At 69.5% G+C, this 21,081-nt stretch carries 22 protein-coding genes; 14 read left to right on the forward strand and 8 right to left on the reverse strand.

Annotated features, from left to right (window positions below):
• Positions 1 to 684 carry a PHP domain-containing protein gene (locus tag P0R32_RS10365; protein WP_276236890.1) on the forward strand — a complete coding sequence of 228 codons (684 nt, stop codon included), beginning with the start codon at positions 1 to 3 and terminating at the stop codon, positions 682 to 684.
• Entirely contained in the window at positions 684 to 1,808 is a 1,125-nt protein-coding gene (locus P0R32_RS10370) for an asparagine synthase C-terminal domain-containing protein (RefSeq protein ID WP_276236891.1), read from the forward strand. The genes P0R32_RS10365 and P0R32_RS10370 overlap by 1 nt, the downstream gene beginning before the upstream one ends.
• Before the next feature lie 153 nt (positions 1,809 to 1,961).
• Here the strand turns inward: P0R32_RS10370 and P0R32_RS10375 are convergent, their stop codons facing one another.
• Positions 1,962 to 2,441, reverse strand: coding sequence for an NUDIX hydrolase (locus P0R32_RS10375; RefSeq protein WP_276236892.1), 480 nt, complete (start codon positions 2,439 to 2,441; stop codon positions 1,962 to 1,964).
• A 78-nt stretch (positions 2,442 to 2,519) separates the two neighbouring features.
• Positions 2,520 to 3,509: a transcription initiation factor IIB gene (locus tag P0R32_RS10380; RefSeq protein WP_276236894.1), complete on the reverse strand. Its 990-nt coding sequence runs from the start codon at positions 3,507 to 3,509 to the stop codon at positions 2,520 to 2,522.
• 237 nt (positions 3,510 to 3,746) lie between these two features.
• On the opposite strand from P0R32_RS10380, the gene gatC reads away from it, so the two are divergent.
• The 3 genes from gatC to P0R32_RS10395 all read left to right on the forward strand — a co-directional run bounded on the left by gatC (position 3,747) and on the right by P0R32_RS10395 (position 5,651).
• Positions 3,747 to 4,052 carry an Asp-tRNA(Asn)/Glu-tRNA(Gln) amidotransferase subunit GatC gene (gatC, locus tag P0R32_RS10385; protein WP_276236896.1) on the forward strand — a complete coding sequence of 102 codons (306 nt, stop codon included), beginning with the start codon at positions 3,747 to 3,749 and terminating at the stop codon, positions 4,050 to 4,052.
• Entirely contained in the window at positions 4,049 to 5,368 is a 1,320-nt protein-coding gene (gene gatA, locus P0R32_RS10390) for an Asp-tRNA(Asn)/Glu-tRNA(Gln) amidotransferase subunit GatA (protein ID WP_276236897.1), read from the forward strand. The genes gatC and gatA overlap by 4 nt, the downstream gene beginning before the upstream one ends.
• A 67-nt stretch (positions 5,369 to 5,435) precedes the next feature.
• On the forward strand, positions 5,436 to 5,651 hold the full coding sequence (locus P0R32_RS10395; protein ID WP_276236898.1) for a hypothetical protein: 216 nt from the start codon (positions 5,436 to 5,438) through the stop codon (positions 5,649 to 5,651).
• A gap of 37 nt (positions 5,652 to 5,688) precedes the next feature.
• Here the strand turns inward: P0R32_RS10395 and P0R32_RS10400 are convergent, their stop codons facing one another.
• The gene (locus tag P0R32_RS10400; protein WP_276236899.1) at positions 5,689 to 7,314 is read right to left on the reverse strand and encodes a TrkH family potassium uptake protein; all 1,626 of its coding nucleotides are present in this window, start codon (positions 7,312 to 7,314) and stop codon (positions 5,689 to 5,691) included.
• 92 nt (positions 7,315 to 7,406) lie between these two features.
• Between P0R32_RS10400 and P0R32_RS10405 the strand changes: the two genes are divergently transcribed.
• From P0R32_RS10405 to P0R32_RS10415, 3 genes are all read left to right on the forward strand, one after another.
• A complete protein-coding gene (locus P0R32_RS10405) occupies positions 7,407 to 7,730 on the forward strand; it encodes a DUF7471 family protein (protein WP_276236900.1) in 324 nt (107 codons plus the stop codon).
• Positions 7,727 to 8,245, forward strand: coding sequence for a winged helix-turn-helix transcriptional regulator (locus P0R32_RS10410; protein WP_276236901.1), 519 nt, complete (start codon positions 7,727 to 7,729; stop codon positions 8,243 to 8,245). The genes P0R32_RS10405 and P0R32_RS10410 overlap by 4 nt, the downstream gene beginning before the upstream one ends.
• 96 nt (positions 8,246 to 8,341) lie before the next feature.
• Complete coding sequence (locus P0R32_RS10415) at positions 8,342 to 9,655, forward strand: DUF7405 family protein (protein WP_276236902.1); 1,314 nt, start codon at positions 8,342 to 8,344, stop codon at positions 9,653 to 9,655.
• An 18-nt stretch (positions 9,656 to 9,673) separates the two neighbouring features.
• Here P0R32_RS10415 and P0R32_RS10420 read toward each other — a convergent pair whose 3' ends face one another.
• Complete coding sequence (locus P0R32_RS10420) at positions 9,674 to 9,958, reverse strand: hypothetical protein (protein ID WP_276236903.1); 285 nt, start codon at positions 9,956 to 9,958, stop codon at positions 9,674 to 9,676.
• Between the two features lie 43 nt (positions 9,959 to 10,001).
• Positions 10,002 to 11,261, reverse strand: a complete 1,260-nt coding sequence (locus tag P0R32_RS10425; protein ID WP_276236904.1) for an FG-GAP-like repeat-containing protein — start codon at positions 11,259 to 11,261, stop codon at positions 10,002 to 10,004.
• 121 nt (positions 11,262 to 11,382) lie between these two features.
• Here P0R32_RS10425 and P0R32_RS10430 point away from each other — a divergent pair, with 121 nt between their 5' ends.
• Positions 11,383 to 12,480: a twin-arginine translocation signal domain-containing protein gene (locus tag P0R32_RS10430; RefSeq protein ID WP_276236905.1), complete on the forward strand. Its 1,098-nt coding sequence runs from the start codon at positions 11,383 to 11,385 to the stop codon at positions 12,478 to 12,480.
• A gap of 26 nt (positions 12,481 to 12,506) precedes the next feature.
• Here the strand turns inward: P0R32_RS10430 and P0R32_RS10435 are convergent, their stop codons facing one another.
• The 3 genes from P0R32_RS10435 to P0R32_RS10445 form a co-directional block, all read right to left on the reverse strand.
• Positions 12,507 to 12,653: a hypothetical protein gene (locus P0R32_RS10435; RefSeq protein WP_276236906.1), complete on the reverse strand. Its 147-nt coding sequence runs from the start codon at positions 12,651 to 12,653 to the stop codon at positions 12,507 to 12,509.
• 51 nt (positions 12,654 to 12,704) lie between these two features.
• A complete protein-coding gene (trkA, locus tag P0R32_RS10440) occupies positions 12,705 to 14,042 on the reverse strand; it encodes a Trk system potassium transporter TrkA (protein ID WP_276236907.1) in 1,338 nt (445 codons plus the stop codon).
• Positions 14,043 to 14,310: 268 nt separating this feature from the next.
• Positions 14,311 to 14,853 carry an SRPBCC family protein gene (locus P0R32_RS10445; RefSeq protein ID WP_276236908.1) on the reverse strand — a complete coding sequence of 181 codons (543 nt, stop codon included), beginning with the start codon at positions 14,851 to 14,853 and terminating at the stop codon, positions 14,311 to 14,313.
• Positions 14,854 to 14,970: 117 nt separating this feature from the next.
• Here P0R32_RS10445 and P0R32_RS10450 point away from each other — a divergent pair, with 117 nt between their 5' ends.
• From P0R32_RS10450 to P0R32_RS10470, 5 genes are all read left to right on the forward strand, one after another.
• Positions 14,971 to 16,191, forward strand: a complete 1,221-nt coding sequence (locus tag P0R32_RS10450; RefSeq protein ID WP_276236909.1) for an ABC transporter substrate-binding protein — start codon at positions 14,971 to 14,973, stop codon at positions 16,189 to 16,191.
• A 92-nt stretch (positions 16,192 to 16,283) separates the two neighbouring features.
• Complete coding sequence (locus P0R32_RS10455; protein WP_276236910.1) at positions 16,284 to 17,453, forward strand: ABC transporter substrate-binding protein; 1,170 nt, start codon at positions 16,284 to 16,286, stop codon at positions 17,451 to 17,453.
• A gap of 245 nt (positions 17,454 to 17,698) precedes the next feature.
• The gene (locus tag P0R32_RS10460) at positions 17,699 to 18,730 is read left to right on the forward strand and encodes an ABC transporter substrate-binding protein (protein ID WP_276236911.1); all 1,032 of its coding nucleotides are present in this window, start codon (positions 17,699 to 17,701) and stop codon (positions 18,728 to 18,730) included.
• The gene (locus P0R32_RS10465) at positions 18,730 to 19,680 is read left to right on the forward strand and encodes an FAD-dependent oxidoreductase (RefSeq protein ID WP_276236912.1); all 951 of its coding nucleotides are present in this window, start codon (positions 18,730 to 18,732) and stop codon (positions 19,678 to 19,680) included. Before P0R32_RS10460 ends, P0R32_RS10465 begins: the two co-directional genes overlap by 1 nt.
• 89 nt (positions 19,681 to 19,769) lie before the next feature.
• Positions 19,770 to 21,035, forward strand: a complete 1,266-nt coding sequence (locus tag P0R32_RS10470; RefSeq protein ID WP_276236913.1) for an ABC transporter substrate-binding protein — start codon at positions 19,770 to 19,772, stop codon at positions 21,033 to 21,035.
• Positions 21,036 to 21,081 lie beyond the last annotated feature (46 nt).

Here is a 21,081-nt window from a genome sequence, read left to right on the forward strand (position 1 = left end):
GTGCTTTCGGTCGAGCTGCACAGTCACTCCGCGCTCTCGCACGACGGCCGCGACCCGGTCGACATGCTCCTCGAACAGGCGGCCGCCGTCGGCCTCGACGCGCTCGCCGTCACCGACCACGACGAAATCGACGCCAGCCTCGAAGCGGCCGCGATGGCCGACGACTACGGCCTCGTCGGCATTCCCGGCATGGAGATCACGAGCGCGGCGGGCCACGTCCTCGGCTTCGGCATCGAGGAAGCAGTGCCCGCGGGCCTCGACTTCGACGAGACGCTCGACCGTATCCGCGACCAGGGCGGCATCGCCGTGGTCCCCCACCCGTTCCAGAAGTCCCGCCACGGCGTCGCACCACACATCTCCGCCGAGCAACTCGCGAGCGCCGACGCCATCGAGGTGTACAACTCCCGGCTGTTGACCGGTCGCTCGAACCGGCAGGCCGAGACGTTCGCGGTGAACCACGGTCTCCCGATGACCGCCGGCAGCGACGCCCACATCGCGGAGATGGTCGGCCAAGCCGTCACCGAGGTCGGTGCCAGCGAGCGCTCGGTCGACGCCATCCTCGACGCGGTCCGCGACGGGCGGACGAGCGTCGTCGGGAAGCGGACGCCGTGGCGCATCTCCTTCCGCCAGGCCGCCGGTGGCGCCAAGCGCCGGATCGGCCGCCGCGTCGACGACCTGTTGTGATGCCCGCAGACGACCCTCCCAGTCTCGACGGCGGCGACCCCGACCTCGTTCGCGCAGCGATCGCGTCCGGCGACCCGTTGCCCGGGACCGACGGGTTCGCTGGAACGGTCGACGGCGCACTCGTCCGCGACGTGCTCGGCCGTCGACCGGTGTTCGTCGACCGCGCCGATCCTGACCGCTGGAATTTCGACCGGGACAACCTCGACGACCCCCGACCGCTCCCCGCCGGTGTCGTCCGCAATGAGGACAGCGAGCGCACCGTCTGGTCACTCCCCGACCTCGACGCCGTGGACCCGGACGCGGCGCTCGACGCCGTCCGAGAGGCGGTGCTGGCGAGCACCCGCGCGGTCGACGGCGACTGCGTCGCGGTCGCGTTCTCCGGCGGCGTCGACTCCGCCGTCGTCGCCGCCGGCGTCCCTGATGCGCCGCTGTACGTCGCCGGCTTCGAGGGTGCCCACGACGTCGCCGCCGCTCGCGACGCCGCCGACGCGATGGGCCGGGACCTCACCATCGTCGACCTGTCGCACGCCGACCTCGAACGCGCGGTCCCCGAACTCGTCGCCGCCACGGGACGACGCAACCCGATGGACGTGGCTATCGCGCTCCCGCTGTACCTCGTCGCCCGACGGGCGGTCGCGGACGGCTACGACAGACTCGCGGTCGGGCAGGGCGCCGACGAACTGTTCGGCGGCTACGCGAAGGTCGTCGACCCCGCCGACGACCACCGCGTCGCGGCCAACACGGTGCGCGGTGCTCGCCGGGAGACGATGGCGACGCTCCCCGACCAACTGGAACGCGACGTGCTCGCGCTCAGGGCGGCCGGCGTCGAACCGGTCGCGCCGCTTCTCCACGACCGCGTCGTCGCCGCGGCGCTGGCGCTCCCCGGCGACCTCCTCGTCGCTGACGGTGAGCGGAAAGTGGCCCTGCGCGCGGCAGCCGAGGGCGTCGTCCCGGAATTCGTCCGCTCCGCCGACAAGAAGGCCGTACAGTACGGCACCTACGTGTCGCGGGAGCTCGACCGACTGGCTCGCCAGGACGGTTTCAAACGGCGCATGGACGACCACGTCGGACGGTACATCGCGGCGCTGTGCGGAGAGGAGTACGTGGCTCCCGACGACCGATAGCGTCGGCTCAGCGGTCCTTCTGGCTGACAGGCGACACGGGCTCGCGGCCACGCTGCCGGACGACGCGGTGTCGCGCTCCCGCCGAGCGCCGTCCGCCGAAGGCTACTCGATGGCGGCCCTGGTCCCGGCTTCCGAGAAAAGGATTCGCGCCGGTCAGTCCTCGGCGTCGGCGACGGTCTCGATAGCCTCGATGCCGATGCGCGTCGTGTCGCGGTCCACGTCACTCTCGCGGAGGTCGGCGGGCGTGTACCAGTCCCACCGCTCGGCGCCGACCTCGTCGTCGCCGGCGGGGTCGACGTCGCGCGAGTCGACGCTCGCGAAGTAGATGGAGTCGATGTGCTGGTGCCCCACGGTGCCGTCGTCGTGGACGTTAATGTCGTACAGCATCGTGTGCCGAGGGGCGGGGAGCGTCTCGCCCGCCGGCGCGTCGACCTGTTCGGTGTCGTCGACGAGCGTCGGGTCGAGTCCAGTCTCCTCACGCGCCTCCCGGAGGGCCGCCTGGTGGGGGAGTTCGTCCCGGTCGACGTGGCCGCCCGGCGGGATGCGGATCCCCAACCGCTCGTGGAGGTGGAGGGCCGTCGCGCCGTCGTTGACGAGGTAGACGGTCGCGGTGAAGTGGCGTGTCGTCTCCATACCCGTCGCTGGCGGACGCGTGGCTTCGGCGTTACGATCCCGCGAAAATCCGTCGGTCGGCGCGTTGTGCGCGTCGACTCAGCCGAGGTGGACCTGCTCTTCGGCTTCGAGCAGTTCGTGGTAGCGGTTGCGGATGGTGACCTCCGAGATGTTCGCCACGTCGCTCACCTCGCTCTGTGTCACCTTCTCGTTGGTGAGCAGCGACGCCGCGTACACCGCGGCGGCGGCGAGACCGACGGGCGACTTCCCGGAGTGGACGCCCTCCTGCTTGGCCGTCTGGAGGAGCTGTCGAGCGCGACGCTCGGACTCGTCGGAGAGGTCGAGGTCGGACGCGAACCGCGGCACGTAGCTCTCGGGGTCCGCCGGCTGGATCTCCAGTTTCAGTTCGCGGACGACGTAGCGGTACGTCCGAGCGATCTCGTCTTTCTCGACGCGCGAGACGTTCGCGATCTCGTCGAGACTCCGCGGCGTCCCCGCCTGCCGGGCGGCGGCGTACAGGCTCGCGGTGGCGACGCCCTCGATGGAGCGCCCCGGCAGCAGGTCGTCGTCGAGTGCGCGACGATAGATGACCGACGCCGTCTCGCGGACGTTGTCCGGGAGGCCGAGCGCGGAGGCCATCCGGTCGATCTCACCGAGCGCCTGCTTCAGGTTGCGCTCTTTGGAGTCGCGCGTGCGGAACCGCTCGTTCCACGTGCGCAGTCGCTGCATCTTCTCGCGCTGGCGCGAGGACAGGGAGTTGCCGTAGGCGTCTTTGTCCTGCCAGCCGATGTTGGTCGACAGCCCCTTGTCGTGCATCATGTTCGTCGTGGGGGCGCCGACCCGGGACTTCTGGTCCTTCTCGCTGGCGTCGAACGCGCGCCACTCGGGACCGTGGTCGATTTCGTCTTCGTCGACGACGAGGCCGCAGTCGCGACAGACCGTCTCGCCACGCTCGGAGTCGTTGACGAGACTGCCGCCACACTCGGGGCACTCGAGTTGTTCTCCCTCGGTCTCGGACGCCGCTTCGTCCTCGCCGACGGTTTCGGTTCGCGACCGGTCGTCCGTGTAACTTCGGACGTTCTCGCTCATTGGTTAGGTGGGGGAACGGGAGCCGGAGAGGCGTCTCTCCGACGGGGTTCTCTGTGCACGTATTCAGGTCCGCAAGCCACTTATACTTGCTGGCGAATTTCGACGGCTCGACCCGCTGAAGCTGCCGGACGGCGCCGACGCGATTTCGCCGGCTCCCGCCCTGCGCGCGTGGTGGCACCGCGCCCGGTGGTCGGGGGTATCGAAACCCTTACTCCCGGTCCGCGGCACCCCTCGGACATGACCACGACCGACGAGGGCGACGACGCCGACGTGGGCGGCGTCGACCCCGACGAGGTCCGCCACGTCGCCGACCTCGCGCGGGTGGACCTCGACGACGAGGAGGCGGCGACGTTCGCCGAGCAGTTCGCCGACGTGCTCGACTACTTCGCGGCGCTGGACGAGGTGCCCGAGGTCGCCGACGAGCCGGACCTGGTGAACGTGATGCGCGCCGACGAGGTCCGCGACGGTCTCACGCAGGAGGAGGCGCTCGCAAACGCACCCGAGTCTGAGGCGGGCTTCTTCAAGGGGCCGAAGGTCTCATGAGCGCCGACGACGCCGCGGACGACCTCAACGTCTTCCTCGCACGGGAGACCGTGGAGGGCGCCGACGACGGCCCCCTCGCGGGGAAGACGCTCGCCGTGAAGGACAACATCTCGACCGAAGGGGTCGCGACGACGTGCGGGTCGGCCATGCTGGAGGGGTACGTCCCGCCGTACGACGCGACCGTCGTCGAGCGCGTCCGCGAGGCGGGCGCCACCATCGTCGGCAAGACGAACATGGACGAGTTCGGGATGGGCGGCACCACGGAGACGTCCGCCTACGGCCCGACGAAGAACCCCGTCGACCCCGAACGCGTCCCGGGCGGTTCCTCGGGCGGGTCGGCGGCGGCGGTCGCCGCAGGCGAGGCCGACCTCGCGCTCGGCTCCGACACCGGTGGCTCGGTGCGCAACCCCGCCGCCTTCTGCGGCGTCGTCGGCATCAAGCCGACGTACGGGCTCGTCTCCCGCTACGGTCTCGTCGCGTACGCCAACTCGCTCGAACAGATCGGACCGCTGGCGAACACCGTCGAGGACGCCGCCGCGCTCTTGGACGTCATCGCGGGCCCCGACGAGCACGACGCGACGACGCGATACGACGCCGCCGAGGACGGCCCCGCCGTCCACCCGGCCGACGAGACCGACTACGCCGCGACCGCCGACGGCGACGTCGACGGCATGACCGTCGGCGTCCCCACCGAACTGGTCGAAGGCGCCGACGACGCCGTCGTCAAGGTGTTCGAAGACGCGCTGGCCGAGTTGGAGGCGAAGGGCGTCGAGACCGTCGAGGTGTCGCTCCCGTCCGTCGAGCACGCCGTCCAGGCGTACTACGTCATCGCGATGTCGGAGGCCTCCTCCAACCTCGCGCGTTTCGACGGCGTCCGCTACGGTATCGGCGGCGGCGAGGGCAACTGGAACGAGTCGTTCGCTCGCTCCCGCGAGGAGGGCTTCGGCGACGAGGTGAAGCGCCGCGTCCTGCTGGGCACGTACGCCCTCTCTGCGGGCTACCACGACAAGTACTACAAGAAGGCGCAGGACGCCCGCGCGTGGGTGAAGCAGGACTTCGACGAGGCGCTCGCGGAGGCGGACGTGCTCGCGACGCCGACGATGCCCGTCGTGCCCCCGAAACGCGGCGAGAGCCTCGACGACCCGCTCGCACTGTACCTGATGGACGCCAACACCGTCCCGGTGAACCTTGCGAACCTCCCGGCCATCTCGGTCCCCGCCGGCGAGGCCGACGGCCTCCCGGTCGGGATGCAGTTCGTCGGCCCCGCCTTCGGCGAGGAGGCGGTCATCCGCGCCGGCAGCGCCGTCGAGGAGTAGGCGACTAGCGACACGGTTGGTGTCCGGCCTGCGTCACGTTTTTCATCTCGTCGTTCGCGCCGAACGTATGGACGAGGCCCTCCGCCAGCGACTCGACGCGATTGAGTCGCGCCAACGGATCGTCATCGCGCTGCTCGTGATTCCGTACGTACTCGGTGTCCTCCAGTTTGCGCTGTCGTTCGACGCGAGGGGCATCGTGCTCACCGTCGGTGCAATGTTCTTCGCCATCCTCCTCGGCATCGGCTACGTCGGATATCGCGGTCGTCAACCCTCGCGGCGGTAGGACGAACGCACCGGACGTGGGACCGACCGACCTCGCTTCAGCGCCGCCAGTACTCCGGCGTGAAGCAGACCAGCACTGGGATGATCTCAAGCCGGCCGATCCACATCAGGAAGATCATGTACAGCCGGCTGGCGTTCGAGAATGGCAGGTAGCTCCCCATCGGCCCCGCGATGCCGAACGCCGGCCCGACGTTCCCGAGCGTCGTCGCGGCGGCGCTCATTACTTCGAGGACGGTGAACACCGTCTCTCCCCGGAGGCTGTCGAGGAACAGCAGGAGCGCCGACAGGAAGAACAAGACGATGTACAGCAGCGTGAACGCGAAGATGCCGCGGACGCCGCGCTCGTCGAGCGCCCGCCCGTTGAGTCGCACCGGGCGGACCGCGTCGGGGTGGGCGGTCGTGAACAGCTCACGGCGCAGCGACTTCACGATCACCACCCAGCGGATGATCTTGATCCCCCCACCCGTCGACCCGGCGGAGCCGCCGAGGAACATCGCGAACAGGAGGACGTACTGGGCGGCGGGCGCCCACGTGTTGAAGTCGATGCTCGCGTACCCGGTCGTCGTCACGAGCGCGACCGACTGGAACACCGCGTGGCGAAGCGCCGGCTCCAGCGACCCCGTGATGTCGCCGGACACCATCGCGAGGTAGGCGGCGTCGAACGTCGACCCACCTTCAGGGACGGCCGTGACGAAGGCACCACCGAACAGGAGCCCCGTGAGGACGGCGGTCAACACGCCGAGGACGCCGAAGTACGCGCGGAACTCCACGTCGCGGACCATCCGTTCGGGACTGCCCGTCAGCACGCCCCAGAACAGCGCGAAGTTGACACCGGCGGCGATCATGAAGGGGACGATCACCCACTGAACGGCGGCCGAGAACGCCTCGATGGAGCGCGCTTCCGGCGAGAACCCGCCCGTCGGCATCGTCGTCAGGCCGTGTGCGACCGCGTTGTACAGCGTCATGTTGGGCGCGAGTTCGGGCAGCCCGACGACCGGGCCGACCACGTGCATCCCGTACAGCAAGACAATCTCCAGTGCGGTGATGCCGGCGTACACGCCCCACAGCACGCGGGCGGTCTCGGCGATGCGCGGGGTGAGCTTCTCGATGCCGGGGCCCGGCGCCTCGGCGTCCATCAACTGCGCACCCCCGACGGAGAGTTCGGGGAGGATGGCGACCGCGAGGACGACGATACCCATGCCGCCGAGCCACTGGGTGAGTTGGCGCCACAGCATGATCCCTCGTCCGTGCGTCTGGAAGGAGATGTCGCCGAGGACAGTCGCGCCGGTCGTCGTGAAGCCGGACATGGCCTCGAACAGCGCGTTCACCGGGTTCGCGAGCGTCGACTGCGGGTGCGGCGCGGCGACGAGCCCGGGCACGCCGTGCGCCTCGACGAGGTACGGCACCGCGCCGACGAATCCGACGGCCAGCCACGTGAGCGCGACCATCAGGAACCCCTCGCGAGCGCCCATGTCGGGTTCGGGGTCGAGGCGTTCGAGAGCGGTGCCGACACCCAGCGCGAGGGCGATGGTGACGACGAAGGGGGCGACGGACTCGCCGTAGTACAGCGCGACGAGCAGCGGCGCCGACAGCGGCACCGAGAGGTACCGCACGACGGTGCCGACGAGACTCAGGCTCGCCCGGTACTCGACACGGAGGTTCACTCTCGAAGTGCGCGGCCGCGTCCGTGTTGAACGTGTCGTTCCGCGCCGAACGCGCGCGGAACCGTCAAGTCGCTCCACCTTCGACACTGCGTATGAACTCGGTGCTCCACATCGCACCGGGCGCCCACGGCGTCGCGTACGCGCTCGTGGTCGCGCTCGGTGGACTCGCCGGTGCCGCCCTGCTGGGACTCGGCATCGCGGCGTTCCTCCGTCGGCGCTCGCGCTCGTACCTGCTCGTCGCGCTCGCGCTCGGCACGCTCGCCGCGCGGGCGGGACTCGCGGGGGCGACGGCGTTCGGACTCGTGGGCGCCGAGACGCACCACTTCGGTGAGCACCTCCTCGACGTGGTGATGGCCGGTCTCGTCGTCGCGGCGGTCTACTACGCCCGGTCCGTCCGAACGGAGGCGTCCTCGTGAGCGACCCCGCACGCCCCACGCGCGACCGCCTCGCCGACTACGTCGACGCCCATCCCGGCCTCCACTTCAACGAACTCGTCCGCCGACTCGACCTCGCGCCCGGCCAGGCGCAGTACCACCTCCGCCGACTCGCCCGCGACGACCGCGTCGTCGGCGAGCGGGTGTCCGGTCGGACGCACTACTTCGACCCCGGGCTGGACCCGCTCGAACGCCGCCGAATCGCGCTGTTCCGCCGAGAGACCGCCCGTGACGCCGTCGTCGAGTTGCTCGACGGCCCCGCCTCGCCCGCGGCGGTCGCCGACGCCGTCGGCGTCGCCAGGAGCACGCTCGAACACCACCTCGACGGACTCGTCGCGACGGGCGTCGTCGAGAAGCGGCGTGACAGCGGCGGTCGCGTCACCCTCGCACTCGTCGACCCCGAGGCGACCGCGCGCTCGCTCGCACGCATCGAGCCGTCGGTGCCCGACCGACTGCTCGACCGATTCACCCGCCTCGTCGACGCGCTGTTGGAGTAGTCGACGCCGGCCCCGCACCGAGAACAACTTCCCTCTGCGCCTCGCGTTCGACGGGCGCACCACAACCCCCTTGCCCCGCAGTCGGCTATGTCGAGTATGACCGACGCGGACGCCCTCGACACCGACGGCCTCACAAGACGCGAGGCGCTGAAGGCGGCGGTCGCCGTCGGCGGCGCCGCAGGCCTGGCCGCCTGCGTCGACCGTCTGGACGGCGCCGACCCCATCCCGGCGGGCGACGGCCCCGCCGCCCACCCCGAACGGCAGTACGCGTGGAACGAGTTCGTGCGCACCGACGACGCCGGCAACTGGCAACTCCCGACCCACCAGACGCTCCTGTATCTCACGCTCCCGGGCGACGCGCCCCCGACGGAGGCGGAGCGCGAGACAGTGCGCGGGGCGCTCGACGCGCTCGACGAGGCGTACGCGTGGAGCCACGAGGGGCTCCTCCACTCGGCGGCGTACTCGCCGACGTACTTCGAGCGGTTCGCCGACCCGCTGGCGGTGCCCGACGACGTGTCGCTCCCCCAGCCGACGCCGCTGGCCGACTACGAGACGCCCGACTTCGACACGCAAGACGTGCTCGTTCACCTCGCGTCGGACCGTCCCGACGCCGTGCTCGCCGCCGAGCAGGCGCTACTCGGCGAGGCGGACGAGGTGAACGACGTCTCGGTTCCGTCGGCGCTCACCGACGCGCTCGACCTCGACGCGCGGCGCACCGGCTTCATGGGCGCCGGCATCCCCCACGAGAAGGGCGACGGACTGGAGGGGGTGCCCGAGCCGAATCCGATCCCCGAGGAGTCCCCGCTGTTCATGGGGTTCGCCGCGGGGTTCCGGCAGAACCAGGCGACGGAGGACTACGTCGCCATCGGCGAGGGGCCGTTCGCCGAGGGAACGACGAAGTCGGTGGGGAACTGGCGCCAGCGCCTCGCCGACTGGTACGGCGAGCAGGACTTCGACCAGCAGGTGATGGAGATGTTCTCGCCGGGCCACGCGGAGGAGGGACTGGTCGAAGGCGTCGGGACGAACCTCGGCGACGACTCGCTGATCGACCGATTCGCCGACTCGGTGGTCGCCGACGCGGCGGAGTACGGTCGCGTGGGCCACGCGCAGAAGGCCGCCCGCGCGAACCGCGACGAGAACGGCGACCCCCTGCTGTTGCGTCGCCACTTCGAGTCGGCCGACGACGACATCGCCAGCCTCCACTTCCCGTCGCTCCAGCGGTCCATCGACCAGTTCGAGGCCGTCAGGCGTGCGATGAACGGCGTAGACGCGACGGAGGCGACGCCCGCGGTGCGCCAGCGCGTCAACAACGGCATCCTCGAGTACATCTTCGTCCGTCACCGCGGCTACTTCCTCGTCCCGCCGCGGTCGCTGCGGGCGCTCCCGACGGCGTCGGGCCAGCAAGGGTGAGAACGGGGGTCGACGGCGCTACGGGAGGAACAGGCCGAGGGCGACACCCGCGACCAGCAGCGCGGCGCCGACGCCCACGCCGACGCTGCGCGCGCGCTCTGTCAGCACCTCCTCTTGGCCCAGCAGCAGCACCCCCGTGAGCACGAGCAGTCCCGCGAGCCCCACTCCCTGTCCGACGGGCGACACGCCGGCCAGCGGACCGCTCGGCGTCGGCGTCTGGTGGCCAACGTGCGCCAACGCCGTTGACGGCAGCGCGGCACACGCCGCCAACGCCGCGACGGCCACGGCACGGATGGACGTCATTGGTCCCACCTCGTCGCTGCGACGGTAACACGGTTTCGACCGATCATCGAACGCCATCCTCGTCGTCCTCGTCGTCGAGCGAGACGACGACTCCGTCGCCGTACACCACGAACACTTCGTCGTCGCCGTCGCCGTCGGTGTCGGCGAGCGTCGGATGCGTGAACACCGACACGTCGCGCTCGTAGGTGGCGACCACGCGCCCCGACGCCGCGTCGAGGACGTGCACCCGGCCGGCGTTGGTGACCGCGACCACCTCGCGGTCGCCGTCGCCATCGAGGTCACCGACGGACGCGGGTGGCATCATCTGCGCGTCGCCCGCCGCCACCTCGACGCTCCACTCGGTGTCGCCGGTCGCCCCGTCGAGCGCCCGAACCTGCTGGTCGCGTGCGGTCACGTACACCTCGGGGTGGCCGTCACCGTCGCCGTCGGCGACCGCCCGGACCGTCGCGTACTCGTCGACCGACCGCTTCCACACCGTCTCGCCGGTCCGACCGTCGAGTGCGGCGACCGTGCCAGCGGTCGTCGCGACCACGAACTCCGCGGCGCCGTCGCCGGCGACGTTCGCGGTCCCCGTCCACGACACGGACTCCCCGAACGCGTCGCGCTCCCAGACGATGTCCCCGCCCGCGTCGAACAGTACGACTCGGTCCGTGCCGAGTCCGACGGCGAACTCGTCGGTGCCGTCGCCGGTGAAGTCACCCACCCCCGGCGGTGCGTAGGCGTTGCCGTCGAGTGCGTGCCGCCACGCGGGGCCGTCGCCGTCGGCGCGGAACGCGAACACCGTCGCGCCCGCGTCGACGACGAGTGCCTCCCGCTGTCCGTCACCGCCGAGGTCGGCGACGACCGGTCGGGTGTACGCGTAGGTGTCCAGTGGGAACTGGTTCTCGACCGTCCCCGTCGCGGGGTCGTACACGACTACCTCCTCGGTCGTCGACCCGGCCAACAGCTCCGGGCTGCCGTCGCCGTCGAAGTCGCCCATGGCTGGGTCGGCCACCGAGTGGAGGGTGCACACCTCCGCGGGGACCGGGTCGCGCCAGCGGGTGTCGCCGGTGGCGCCGTCGAGCGCGGCCAGCCGGCACTCGTCGCTCCCGCCGGCCCCGCTCACCGGCGCGAACACGTATCCCGCGCCGTCGACGCGACCCGCGGCGGCGGCGTGGTGGTTGGCACCGATACTGGTGGCCGTGTCGCTCGTCCACCGCACGGCGAGGTCACCGCTCCCGCCGAGCACGGTGGTCGCGGCGAACCCCCCACCGACGACGACGAGCGTCACCGCGGCGGCGACCGCGGCGATGCGCATATCCATCGGTCCCGTTCCAACGCGGACGGTAGTAAGCCCATCCGTCTCGGCCCGCCGTTCGACGCGCGTACCACCCGTTCGACGGGTGTACCAGAAACCCCTACCGTGTCGATCCCCTGCCACAGATATGGACAGACGCACGTTCCTCCGAACGGCAGGCGCCACGGGTGCGGTGGCCGGCACCGGCGGCTTCGCGGGCTGTCTCGGGTTCCAACTCTCTTCGAGCGATGGCTTCGCCGGCGAACCGCCCGTCGCGGAGAACCGTCTCGACGGCGTGTACTACCCGACCCACATCGAGGGGATGAACATGGCCGGGATGGGGATGGCCGGCGACTACAAGGTCGGCGTGTTCTACTCGTACGCGCACCGCTTCTGGAACGTCAACGGCGAGTCCGTCGAGCGAACGGACACGACTCCCGAGGACGACGTGCACCTCATGGCGAGCGTCTGGGACCCCGAGACGGGACAGGTACTCCCCGAGACGGGGCTGTCGGTCGAGGTCGAGAAGGACGGCTCGCTCGTCTCTCAGGAGGTGATCTACCCGATGATCTCCCAGCCGATGGGGGTCCACTACGGCGGGAACTTCGCGCTCGACGGCGACGGCACGTACACGGTGACCGTCTCCGTCGGCGGCGTCCGAACCCGGCGGACTGGCGCCTTCCGCGACCGCTTCGCAGACCCTGCCGACATCCCGGTCGAGATGGAGTTCAGTGCGGCCGCCCGTGACGAAATCTCGTACCGGACACTCGACAACGCGGGCGACGCGGGCGCCGTCAGCCCGATGGAGATGTCGATGATGCCCGACGCGACCGCGCCGGCGACCGAGGACCTCCCCGGCACCGTGCTCGGCGAGGTGAACAGCAACGACGCGGTACTGGTCGCGACGGTGCTTGAGGAGTCGCCGGAGGGGGTCGACACACCCGGCCCCTACCTCGCGGTGTCGGCGCGCACGCCGTTCAACCGGATGCTGATCCCCGCGATGGGGCTGGAGGCGCGGCAGGTCCGCGACGGGGAACGTCTGTTCTCCGGCGAACTCACCCGCACCCTCGACCCGGACCTGTCGTACCACTACGGCGCCGCGCTGGCGGATGGCACGCTGGAGTCGGGTGACGAACTGACGCTCGCGCCGACGGTGTGGCCCCAGATCGCCCGCCACGAGGGGTACGAGACGGCGTTCGGCGCCCTCATGGGCGGGATGCCCGAGCGGACGCTCACGGTGGAGTAGGGCCGCCTCTCGCGCGGGCGACCACGTCAGTGGAGGAAGAAACTCAGGAAGTCGAGCACCGGGTCCAGCCAGGGCTGCTCTCGCCGAATCTTGTCGCCCCACGACTGCTGGTGTTCGTCGTCTCCGTCCGCTCCGTCGGCTCCGTCGCAGTCGTCCGCCCCGTCAGCTGACACGACCGGTAGTTCCCGCAGTCACTCCAAAAGTGTTCCGCCCAGCGGAGGCAGTTACAGTTTCTGCGTGACCTCGTCGACGACGCACGTCTCGAAGAAGACGACGACGTGGTCGCCGGGGCGGATCACGGTGTCGCCGCGGGGAGTGACCAGTTCGCCGTCGCGGGTGATCGCGCCGATGACGAGGCAGTCGGGGAAGTCCTGGATCGACTCCATGATCGGGCGGTTCGCGAGCAGCGACTCCTCGGTCACTTCGATCTCCAGCACCTCCGCGCGGTCGTCCTCGATGAGCGCGATGTTCTCGGCGCCGCCCTCCCGGGTGAACCGAGATATCTCCTCGGCGACGACCGCGCGCGGGCTGACGCCCACGTCGATGCCGACCGTCTCGAACAGGTCGACGTACGCGGTCTGGTCGACGACCGCGACGGTGCGTTCGACGCCGAGGCGCGTGGCGAGCAGACACGACAGGAGGTTCTTCTCGTCGGAGTCGAGGGCGGCGACGAGCACGTCGGCGTCGCCGATGCGCTCGCGCTCGAGGAAGCCCACGTCCGTCGCGTCAGACTGCATGACGAACGTCTCGGGCAACTCCTCGGCGAGCACCCGGGCGCGGTCCTCGTCGCGCTCGATGAGCCGCGGGGTGAAGCCGCGCTCGCCGAGCAGGCGAGCGGTGTGGTAGCCGATCTCTGAGCCGCCGACGATGACGACCTCCTCGTTCGTGCCGACGTGCTCCTCGGGGGCCACGTCGGCGGCGAATCCGCGGACGCTGCTGGGCGAGCCGATGACGACCGCCTTGTCGCCCACCTCGATCACCGTCTCGCCGCGAGGGATCACGACCTCCTCGTCGCGCAACAGCGCCGCGAACGTCAGCGAGTCGAAGCGGTCGGCCTCGCTGACCGTCTGGCCCGCGATGGGGCTGTTCTCGCTCACCTCGAACTCCGCCATCTGCACCTTCCCGTCGGCGAACGGGTCCACGTCGCGTGCGGCGGGCAGGCCGATGACACGGACGATGGACTCGGCGGTCAGCAGGTTCGTACACACCATGAAGTCGATGCCGAACGCCGACTGCGACCGCTCCCACGTCCGCAGGTACTCGGTGTTCTTGATGCGGGCGACGGTGAACGAGTCGCTGACGGCCTTCGCCGTCGAGCAGGCGACGATGTTCGTCTCGTCGTTGTCCGTCGAGGCGACGACCATGTCCGCCTCCTCGACGCCGGCCTCCTCCAGCGTGGAGACGGCGGTGCCGTCGCCGTTCACCGTGAGCACGTCCAGCGAGTAGGTCAACTCGTCACACCGCTCGGCGTCGCGCTCGACGATCACCACTTCGTGGCTGTTGTCGAGGTCCGCGGCGATACTCTCCCCGACCTGTCCGGCGCCGATGATCAGTACTCGCACGCCGAAGCCACCCCAATCATGTCCACACGTGTTCGACCGAAGGGAATGAGCGTTCCGGAGTCTGGTGGGGTCGCCCGTCCCCACCGCCGACGAGCGACTCGCGCACCTGCGACCGACCGGTACGAACCGCTATCGACGCACGCCACACATCAACTAAACAACGAGTGTGCGAACGAACATCAGCGACGGTTCCCGACGCCTGCTCGTGGTGGTGGGTGTCGCCGTCCTCGTCGTGACCGGCGGCGTCGAGCGCGGGGTCGGCGACCGACTACAGCGCGTCGCTGTCCTCGCGCACGTCGAGGCGGACCTCGCGTTCGCGCCCCTCCAGGTCCGCGACGGCGCGGCGGACGACCCGTTCGGCCTCCTCGGTGACGAGACCTTTCACCTTGTCGAGCACCCAGCCGAACGAGACGAGCGGCGGCAGCGACACCGCCGAGGAGTCCGCCGTGTCGGCGTCGAAGTTGATCTGTAGCGTCACCCGACAGCCCTCGGTCGCGTCGTCGGGGGCGTCCGACGGGAGGTCGTCGAACGGCTCGATCACCCAGGCGCCGTGCGCGTGGATGTCCTTGAGCACGCGCCACTCGATGCGCGTCGGCGGCGTCACCTCGGTCACCTCCGAGCGGGCCGTGTACTTGAGCTTCCACCACGCGAACCGCAGTGCGTACCGCGACCCCGGGCCACCGTCGCCGTGGGTGCGCGCGACGCGGTCGAGGTACTCGGTGTACCGCTCGTACCGCGGGAAGTCCAAGAGGAACTCGTACGCCTCCTCGGGGGCGACGTACACGTCCGTCGAGACGACGAGCTCGTCCATACCCCGGCATCCGTCGGCGAGGGGGTAAGAGTTCGGGGTGGTCCACCGTGCGCCACCGCGAATTTCGGTTCGCCTAAACTCCGACAGGCTTAGTACGGTTTAGGCAAGCCGAAAACCATGGGAATGGAACGAAGGCAGTTCGTCGGGACGGCCGCCGCGGCGCTGGCCGGGGGACTTGCTGGGTGTGCAGGGTCGTCCAGCGACGGCGCAGAGACGACGACGGAGACGGAGACTGGCACGAGCACCGCGACCCCGGTGGAGACGACGGCTCCACCCCAGGAGTACGCGTCAAGCATGGCGCCCGTCGGGGGGGTGTCGTTCGACGCGCCGCCGTCGAGTGTGTCGGTGTACAGCCTCACCTACGCGGACCTCGCCGTCGCGTACGGCCACGGCGACGCGGTGAACTCGCTCGGGTTCGACGCCGCCGCCGGCGGCAACACGCTCGACGCCTACTACGCCAGACTCGACGGCGTCGACTTCGACTACGACGATCTCACACAGCTCAACAGCGGCTCCGGGGAGATCCGCGTCGAGAAGGAGGTGTTCTACGAACTCGACTCCGACCTCCACCTGATGGACCCGGCGCTGCTCACCTCGTTCGACGGCTGGGAGCGCGCGGACGTGGAGGAGATCACCGACAACGTCGGTCCGTGGTTCGGCAACGTGTACAGCCGCACGCACAGCCAGCCGCCCGAGTCGTGGCGCGACGCCTACGAGTACTACGGCCTGTGGGAGATCGCCGAGCGCGTCGCCCCGCTGTTCGGCGAGTCCGACCGCTACGAGGCGCTCGCGGCGGTACACGACGACCTCCTGGCGACGATCGAGGCTGGGCTGCCGCCCGAGTCCGAGCGCCCCTCGGTCGCCGCGCTCATCTACTTCGACGGGACGTTCTACCCGTCGGCGATCAACGCACCGGGCTTCGCGAACGCCCACGTCCGCCCGCTGGGCGCGACGGACGCGTTCGCCGACACCGACGCCGGGTTCGGCACCACGTACGACTACGAGACGCTGCTGGAACTGGACCCGGACGTGATCCTCCACCAGTACGGCATCGCCTCCTACTACGACGTGGCCGCGATCCGCGAGACGATCGCCGACGACCCTGTGGGGAGCGACCTCACGGCGATCCAGAACGACCGCTTCTACCCCTCGGGCACACCGGTTCAGGGCCCGCTCATGAACCTGTTCCAGTTGGAGATGACCGCCAAGCAACTGTACCCCGAGCAGTTCGGCGCGTGGCCCGGGTACGAGCATGGTGCCGCGTACCCGGCGATCCCGGAGGACGAGCGGCTGTTCGACCGCGAGCGCGTTGCCGACATCGTCGCAGGGTCGAACTGAGCCACGCAGCCGCGCCGTCGACGCCTGCCACTTAATTTTCGGTTTGCCTAAAAATCGAAGCGCTTAGGGCGGTTTAGGTAAGCCGAAACTATATGGACGCGAACCGACGACGGTTCCTCGGGCTGACGAGTGCGGCGATCTCGGCGGGGCTGGCGGGCTGTGCCGGCTCCGCGGGCGACGAGGCGGAGTCCTCGACCGAGTCAGCCGCGACGACGACCGAGGCGGACGCGACGACGACCGCACCGCCGGACACGAGCTACAGCGTGACGATGGCGCCGGTCGGCGACGTGACGTTCGACGACGTACCGGAGACGTTCACCGTGTACGAGTCGGGCTACGCCGACATGGGTATCGCGCTCGGGAAGGGCGAAGACCTGCTCGCGGTCGGCAACACGGCGCGCTACTACACCGACCACGTCGACGAGTTGGACGGCGTCGCCGCAAACACGGAGCCGACCCAGTTGCTCGGCGACTCGTACGCAATCGACCGCGAGTTGTTCTACGAACTCGACAGCGACGTCCACCTGATCGACCCGCAGTGGCTCCTCAACAACGGCTACTTCAAGCTGGAGGAGTCGGACCTCACAACCGTCACCGAGGACGTGGGCCCGTTCGTCGGAAACACGATCTTCCGGCGGACGGACCCGTGGCACGAGTACCGCTACTACACGCTGTACGAGGCGTTCGAGACGGTCGCGCAGGTGTTCGACCGCGCCGACCGCTACGAGGCGGTGAAGGCCGTCCACGACGACGCGGTCGCCGACGTGAGCGCCCGGCTGCCGAGTGCGGACGCCCGCCCGAACGCGCTGTTGTGCTTCGGCGCCGGCGACGAACCCGAGCAGTTCTACCCGTACCGCCTCTCCGACCGCGGGACGAACAAGAAGCAGTTCCGCGATCTGGGCATCACGGACGCCCTCTCGGGGACGGGCATCTCGGGGCTGTCGACGAACGACCGCGGTCAGATCGACTACGAGACGATGCTGGAGGTCGACCCCGACTCGATCCTCCTGCGCGGCCACGAGAGCAAGACTGAGCAGGAGTTCCGCGACACGGTCGTCGCGTTCATGCAGGAGCACTCGGTCGCGTCCGAGTTGACCGCCGTCCAGGAGGGGCGCGTGTTTCGCGGTGGTCCCATCTACCAGGGACCGCTCCAGCACCTGTTCAACCTCGAACGCTTCGCGACGCTGTACTTCCCCGACGAGTTCTCCGGCGACCTGTTCTCACGGGACGAACTGGCGGCGGCGATCCGCGGCGAGGCCTGAGTCTCTCCACTCTGTTTTAGGCCAGCCAAAATCGGAGCACACTTATTGGTTTAGGCTAGCCTAAAACCATGGGCCGAACCAGACGACGCGTCCTCGGTGGGATCGCGAGTGGACTGACTGTGGGTGCTGCGGGGTGCCTGGGCGGCACAAGTGGCGGGGCCCAGAGTGACGACGGAACCGCTTCAGAGACGACGGCGTCGGCAACTACCACAGCCGACACCGCGTACACCGCCTCCATCGTGCCGGTGGGCGAGGTGACGTTCCCGGACGTGCCCGAGACGTGGCTCTGCTACAACGGCGGCTGGGCGGACATGGCGTTCGCACTGGGCCAACGCGACGGCTTCCTGACCGCAGGAAACATGATCCCTGGGTTCTTTTTCGAGCCGTTCGGGCTGGACGTTCCCGGACAAGACGACCTGCCGGCGTTGGCCGACTGGAACGCCGGCGGCTGGAACAAGGAGGTGTTCTACGAACTCGATCCAGACGTGATCCTGATGGATCCCACCTACCTGCACGGGACGGGGTGGGACGACGACTGGGACGCCGACGACACCGCCGAGATCCGCGACAACGTCGCGCCGTTCTTCGGGAACAACTGTCGGCGCCGTCGCGAGTTCCACGACTACAAGCTGTACAGCATGTACGGCGCGTTCGAGCGCCTCGCCGAGGCGTTCCAAGAACAGGAACGCTACCGTGCGTTCGCGGAGCTCCACGACGAGGTGCTCTCTGAGGTGCAGTCCCGGCTCCCACCCGAGGAGGAGCGCCCTGAGATCGGGCTGATCAACGGCGGGTCGAACCCCGAGGAGGGCGTCTTCTACCCCCTCCACACACAAGACGAGGGGTACGAGATGAAGCCGTACCGCGATCTCGACGTGAAGAGCGCCTTCTCGAAGGATCTGGAGGCCGCGGGCGAGGCGGACTACGAGCGCCTGCTGGAGGTCGACCCCGAGATCATCGTCGTCCACTGGGGGATCGGCACCACCACGCCAGAGGCGGACGGATTCGACGCCGAGGCGTTCCACGAGCAGTACGTCCGGCCGATGGAGGAGGACGGCGTCGGGAGCCAGCTCACGGCCGTCCAGAACGGGCGAGTCTACCCTGGCGCGTACGGCGAGCAAGGACCCATCGTGAACCTCCTCCAGACGGAGATGAAGGCCCAACAGCTGTACCCCGAGGAGTTCGGCGAGTTCGACCCCGAGTCGTTCCCGGAGGTGCCCGAGGACCGACAGCTGTTCGACCGCCAGCGCGTCCGCGACATCATCACCGGGGAGTTCTGATGGCTCGCACGGACACCGTCGAGGGGACCGTCGGCGCCGACCCGGACTCGGCGGTCGACCACGACGTGCTGGTCGTCGGTGGCGGCGTCGCGGGGCTGTCGGCGGCGACGTTCCTCTCGCGGTACGGGCTCGACACGCTCGTGCTCGCCCGCGGGAAGTCGGCCATCGGTCAGTGTGCCCACCTCGAGAACTACCTCGGGTTCCCCGCGGGCGTCTCGCCCGAGCGGTTCCTCGCGCTCGGACGCGAGCAGGCGACGTTCGAGGGAGCGACGGTCCGCGAGGAACTCGTCGAGCGCGTGGCGACCGTCGACCTCGCCGAGCACGGCGTCGACGACGGCGGCACGAGCGACCCCCCCGCCTCCCGGGGCGGGTTCGCCGTCGACAGCGACGAGGGGCAGTACGTCGTCCGGTACGTCCTCGCGGCGACGGCCTACGACGGCGACATGTTCGAGCCGCTGGAGGACCGCCTCGACACCGATGCGGAGTACGGGGCAGCCGAGACCGAACACGGACGCACCACGGTCACGGGGTTGTACGCCGCCGGATGGATGACCGACGAGACGGTCCACCAAGCCGTCGTCAACGCGGGCCACGGTGCTCGCGCGGCCACCTCGCTCGCCCGAGACGACCTCGACGCACGCTTCTGGCCCGGCGTCGGCGACAACCTCGTCGACTGGGTCGTCTACGAGGACCGCTACGCCGTCGACGACGAGTGGGAGGCGGACACCCGAGACTGGTTCGACCGCGAGGTTGTCGGCGACGCCACCGTCGACGACGCCACCGTGGAAGCGGCCTACGACGTCGTCCGGTCGGAGTACGTCGCACGGATGATCGACGCCGAGGAGGCCGCTGAACGCGACCGTGCGGGCCAGCGCCGCCTGCTCGACCACGTAGACGATGACGTGATCCGCGAGTACCTCGACGGCGACGACGAACCGGCGGGCTGCTAGGAGGGTCGTCCCGCGGGGTGGGCTGCGAGCGGATTTTGGCTTGCCAAAAAATCGGAACGGTTTAGTGTTTTAGGTGGGCCTAATCGAGTATGTCCGACGACGAGACGACGACCGGAGCCCCGACGCGACGGGACTACGTGAAGTACGGAGCAGCCGTCGCGACCGGCGGCTTGTTCGCCGGCTGTGCCGCCAGCGGCACCGAGTCACCCGCTTCGAGCACCGAGCCGACCGGGACCGAGAGTCCGACCGCCGCCGACACCGACACGGCCACCGACGGGAGCTACTCGGTCGAGTTGTTCCCGGTCGGTGAGGTCGAGTTCGAGTCGGTCCCGGAGTCGGTCGTCACCTACAACATGGGGTGGGCTGACATGGTCGTCTCCCTGGGCCAGGCGGACAAACTCCGCACGAACCGGCTGGTCGCGCCGACGATGTTCTACGACCGCTTCGACGTCGAATGGGACATCGACTACCCGCCGCTGTGGCAGGACGGCGGGATCCCGAAGGAGGTGCTGTACGAACTGGACCCGGACGTGTTCATGATCGACCCGAACCTGTTCAAAGCGTGGGACGACGACTGGGACGACGACGACGTCGACGAGATCGAGTCCAACGTCGCCCCGTTCTTCGGGTGCTACAACCGCCGGATCCGGGGGGAGTGGCAGCAGGAACTCGGCTACCCCGAACGGGCGCCGTCGATGCTGGAGTCGTTCGAGGCGGTCGGCGAGGTGCTCGACGAGCCGGCGCGGGCGCGGGCGTGGCTCGACCTCCACGACGGGCTCCAGTCGGAGGTCCGGTCGCGGCTGCCGGCGGACGCCGACACCCCGTCCATCGCGCTGATCAACGGCGGGTCGGCCCCCGGCGAGGGTGAGTTCTACGTCCTGAACCTCGAGGACAACGGCTACGAGATGAAGCCGTACCGCGATCTCGGGCTGGTCGATGCCGACGCGTTCGGGGGCGTCGAGACCGGCCAGTACGGCGCGACCGACTACGAGACGATGCTGGAGGTCGACCCGGACCTGATCCTCGTCCACTGGGGGATCACGACCGGCTCGGTGACCTTCGACGGCGACGGCGCCTTCGACGCAGAGGCGTTCCGCGAACAGTACGTCGCGCCGATGGAGAACGACGACGTCGGGAGCCAACTCGCCGCCGTGCAAGCGGGTCGCGTCCTGCCCGGGCCGACCGCCGAGCAAGGTCCGCTCGTCAACGCGTTCCAAACGGAGTTGACTGCACGACTCTTTTACCCCGACGAGTTCGGCGCCGTCGACCTCGAGGCACCATTCGACGTGCCCGAAGGAGAGCGTCTGTTCGACCGCGACCGCGTCCAGTCGATCCTCGACGGCGACGTGGTGTGAGGCCATAACGTCCACGTCCGACACTCCATGGAGACGCCCCCGACGA

The sequence above is a fragment of the Halobaculum marinum genome, assembly GCF_029338555.1.
GTDB lineage: Archaea > Halobacteriota > Halobacteria > Halobacteriales > Haloferacaceae > Halobaculum > Halobaculum marinum.

Bases quoted from the DNA above. Each gene is read 5' to 3' on its own strand.
- P0R32_RS10370 (WP_276236891.1), top strand. From the start codon at position 684: ATGCCCGCAGACGACCCTCCCAGTCTCGACGGCGGCGACCCCGACCTC.
- P0R32_RS10375 (WP_276236892.1), bottom strand. From the start codon at position 2,441: ATGGAGACGACACGCCACTTCACCGCGACCGTCTACCTCGTCAACGAC.
- P0R32_RS10380 (WP_276236894.1), bottom strand. From the start codon at position 3,509: ATGAGCGAGAACGTCCGAAGTTACACGGACGACCGGTCGCGAACCGAA.
- gatC (WP_276236896.1), top strand. From the start codon at position 3,747: ATGACCACGACCGACGAGGGCGACGACGCCGACGTGGGCGGCGTCGAC.
- gatA (WP_276236897.1), top strand. From the start codon at position 4,049: ATGAGCGCCGACGACGCCGCGGACGACCTCAACGTCTTCCTCGCACGG.
- P0R32_RS10395 (WP_276236898.1), top strand. From the start codon at position 5,436: ATGGACGAGGCCCTCCGCCAGCGACTCGACGCGATTGAGTCGCGCCAA.
- P0R32_RS10405 (WP_276236900.1), top strand. From the start codon at position 7,407: ATGAACTCGGTGCTCCACATCGCACCGGGCGCCCACGGCGTCGCGTAC.
- P0R32_RS10415 (WP_276236902.1), top strand. From the start codon at position 8,342: ATGACCGACGCGGACGCCCTCGACACCGACGGCCTCACAAGACGCGAG.
- P0R32_RS10420 (WP_276236903.1), bottom strand. From the start codon at position 9,958: ATGACGTCCATCCGTGCCGTGGCCGTCGCGGCGTTGGCGGCGTGTGCC.
- P0R32_RS10425 (WP_276236904.1), bottom strand. From the start codon at position 11,261: ATGGATATGCGCATCGCCGCGGTCGCCGCCGCGGTGACGCTCGTCGTC.
- P0R32_RS10430 (WP_276236905.1), top strand. From the start codon at position 11,383: ATGGACAGACGCACGTTCCTCCGAACGGCAGGCGCCACGGGTGCGGTG.
- P0R32_RS10445 (WP_276236908.1), bottom strand. From the start codon at position 14,853: ATGGACGAGCTCGTCGTCTCGACGGACGTGTACGTCGCCCCCGAGGAG.
- P0R32_RS10450 (WP_276236909.1), top strand. From the start codon at position 14,971: ATGGGAATGGAACGAAGGCAGTTCGTCGGGACGGCCGCCGCGGCGCTG.
- P0R32_RS10455 (WP_276236910.1), top strand. From the start codon at position 16,284: ATGGACGCGAACCGACGACGGTTCCTCGGGCTGACGAGTGCGGCGATC.
- P0R32_RS10465 (WP_276236912.1), top strand. From the start codon at position 18,730: ATGGCTCGCACGGACACCGTCGAGGGGACCGTCGGCGCCGACCCGGAC.
- P0R32_RS10470 (WP_276236913.1), top strand. From the start codon at position 19,770: ATGTCCGACGACGAGACGACGACCGGAGCCCCGACGCGACGGGACTAC.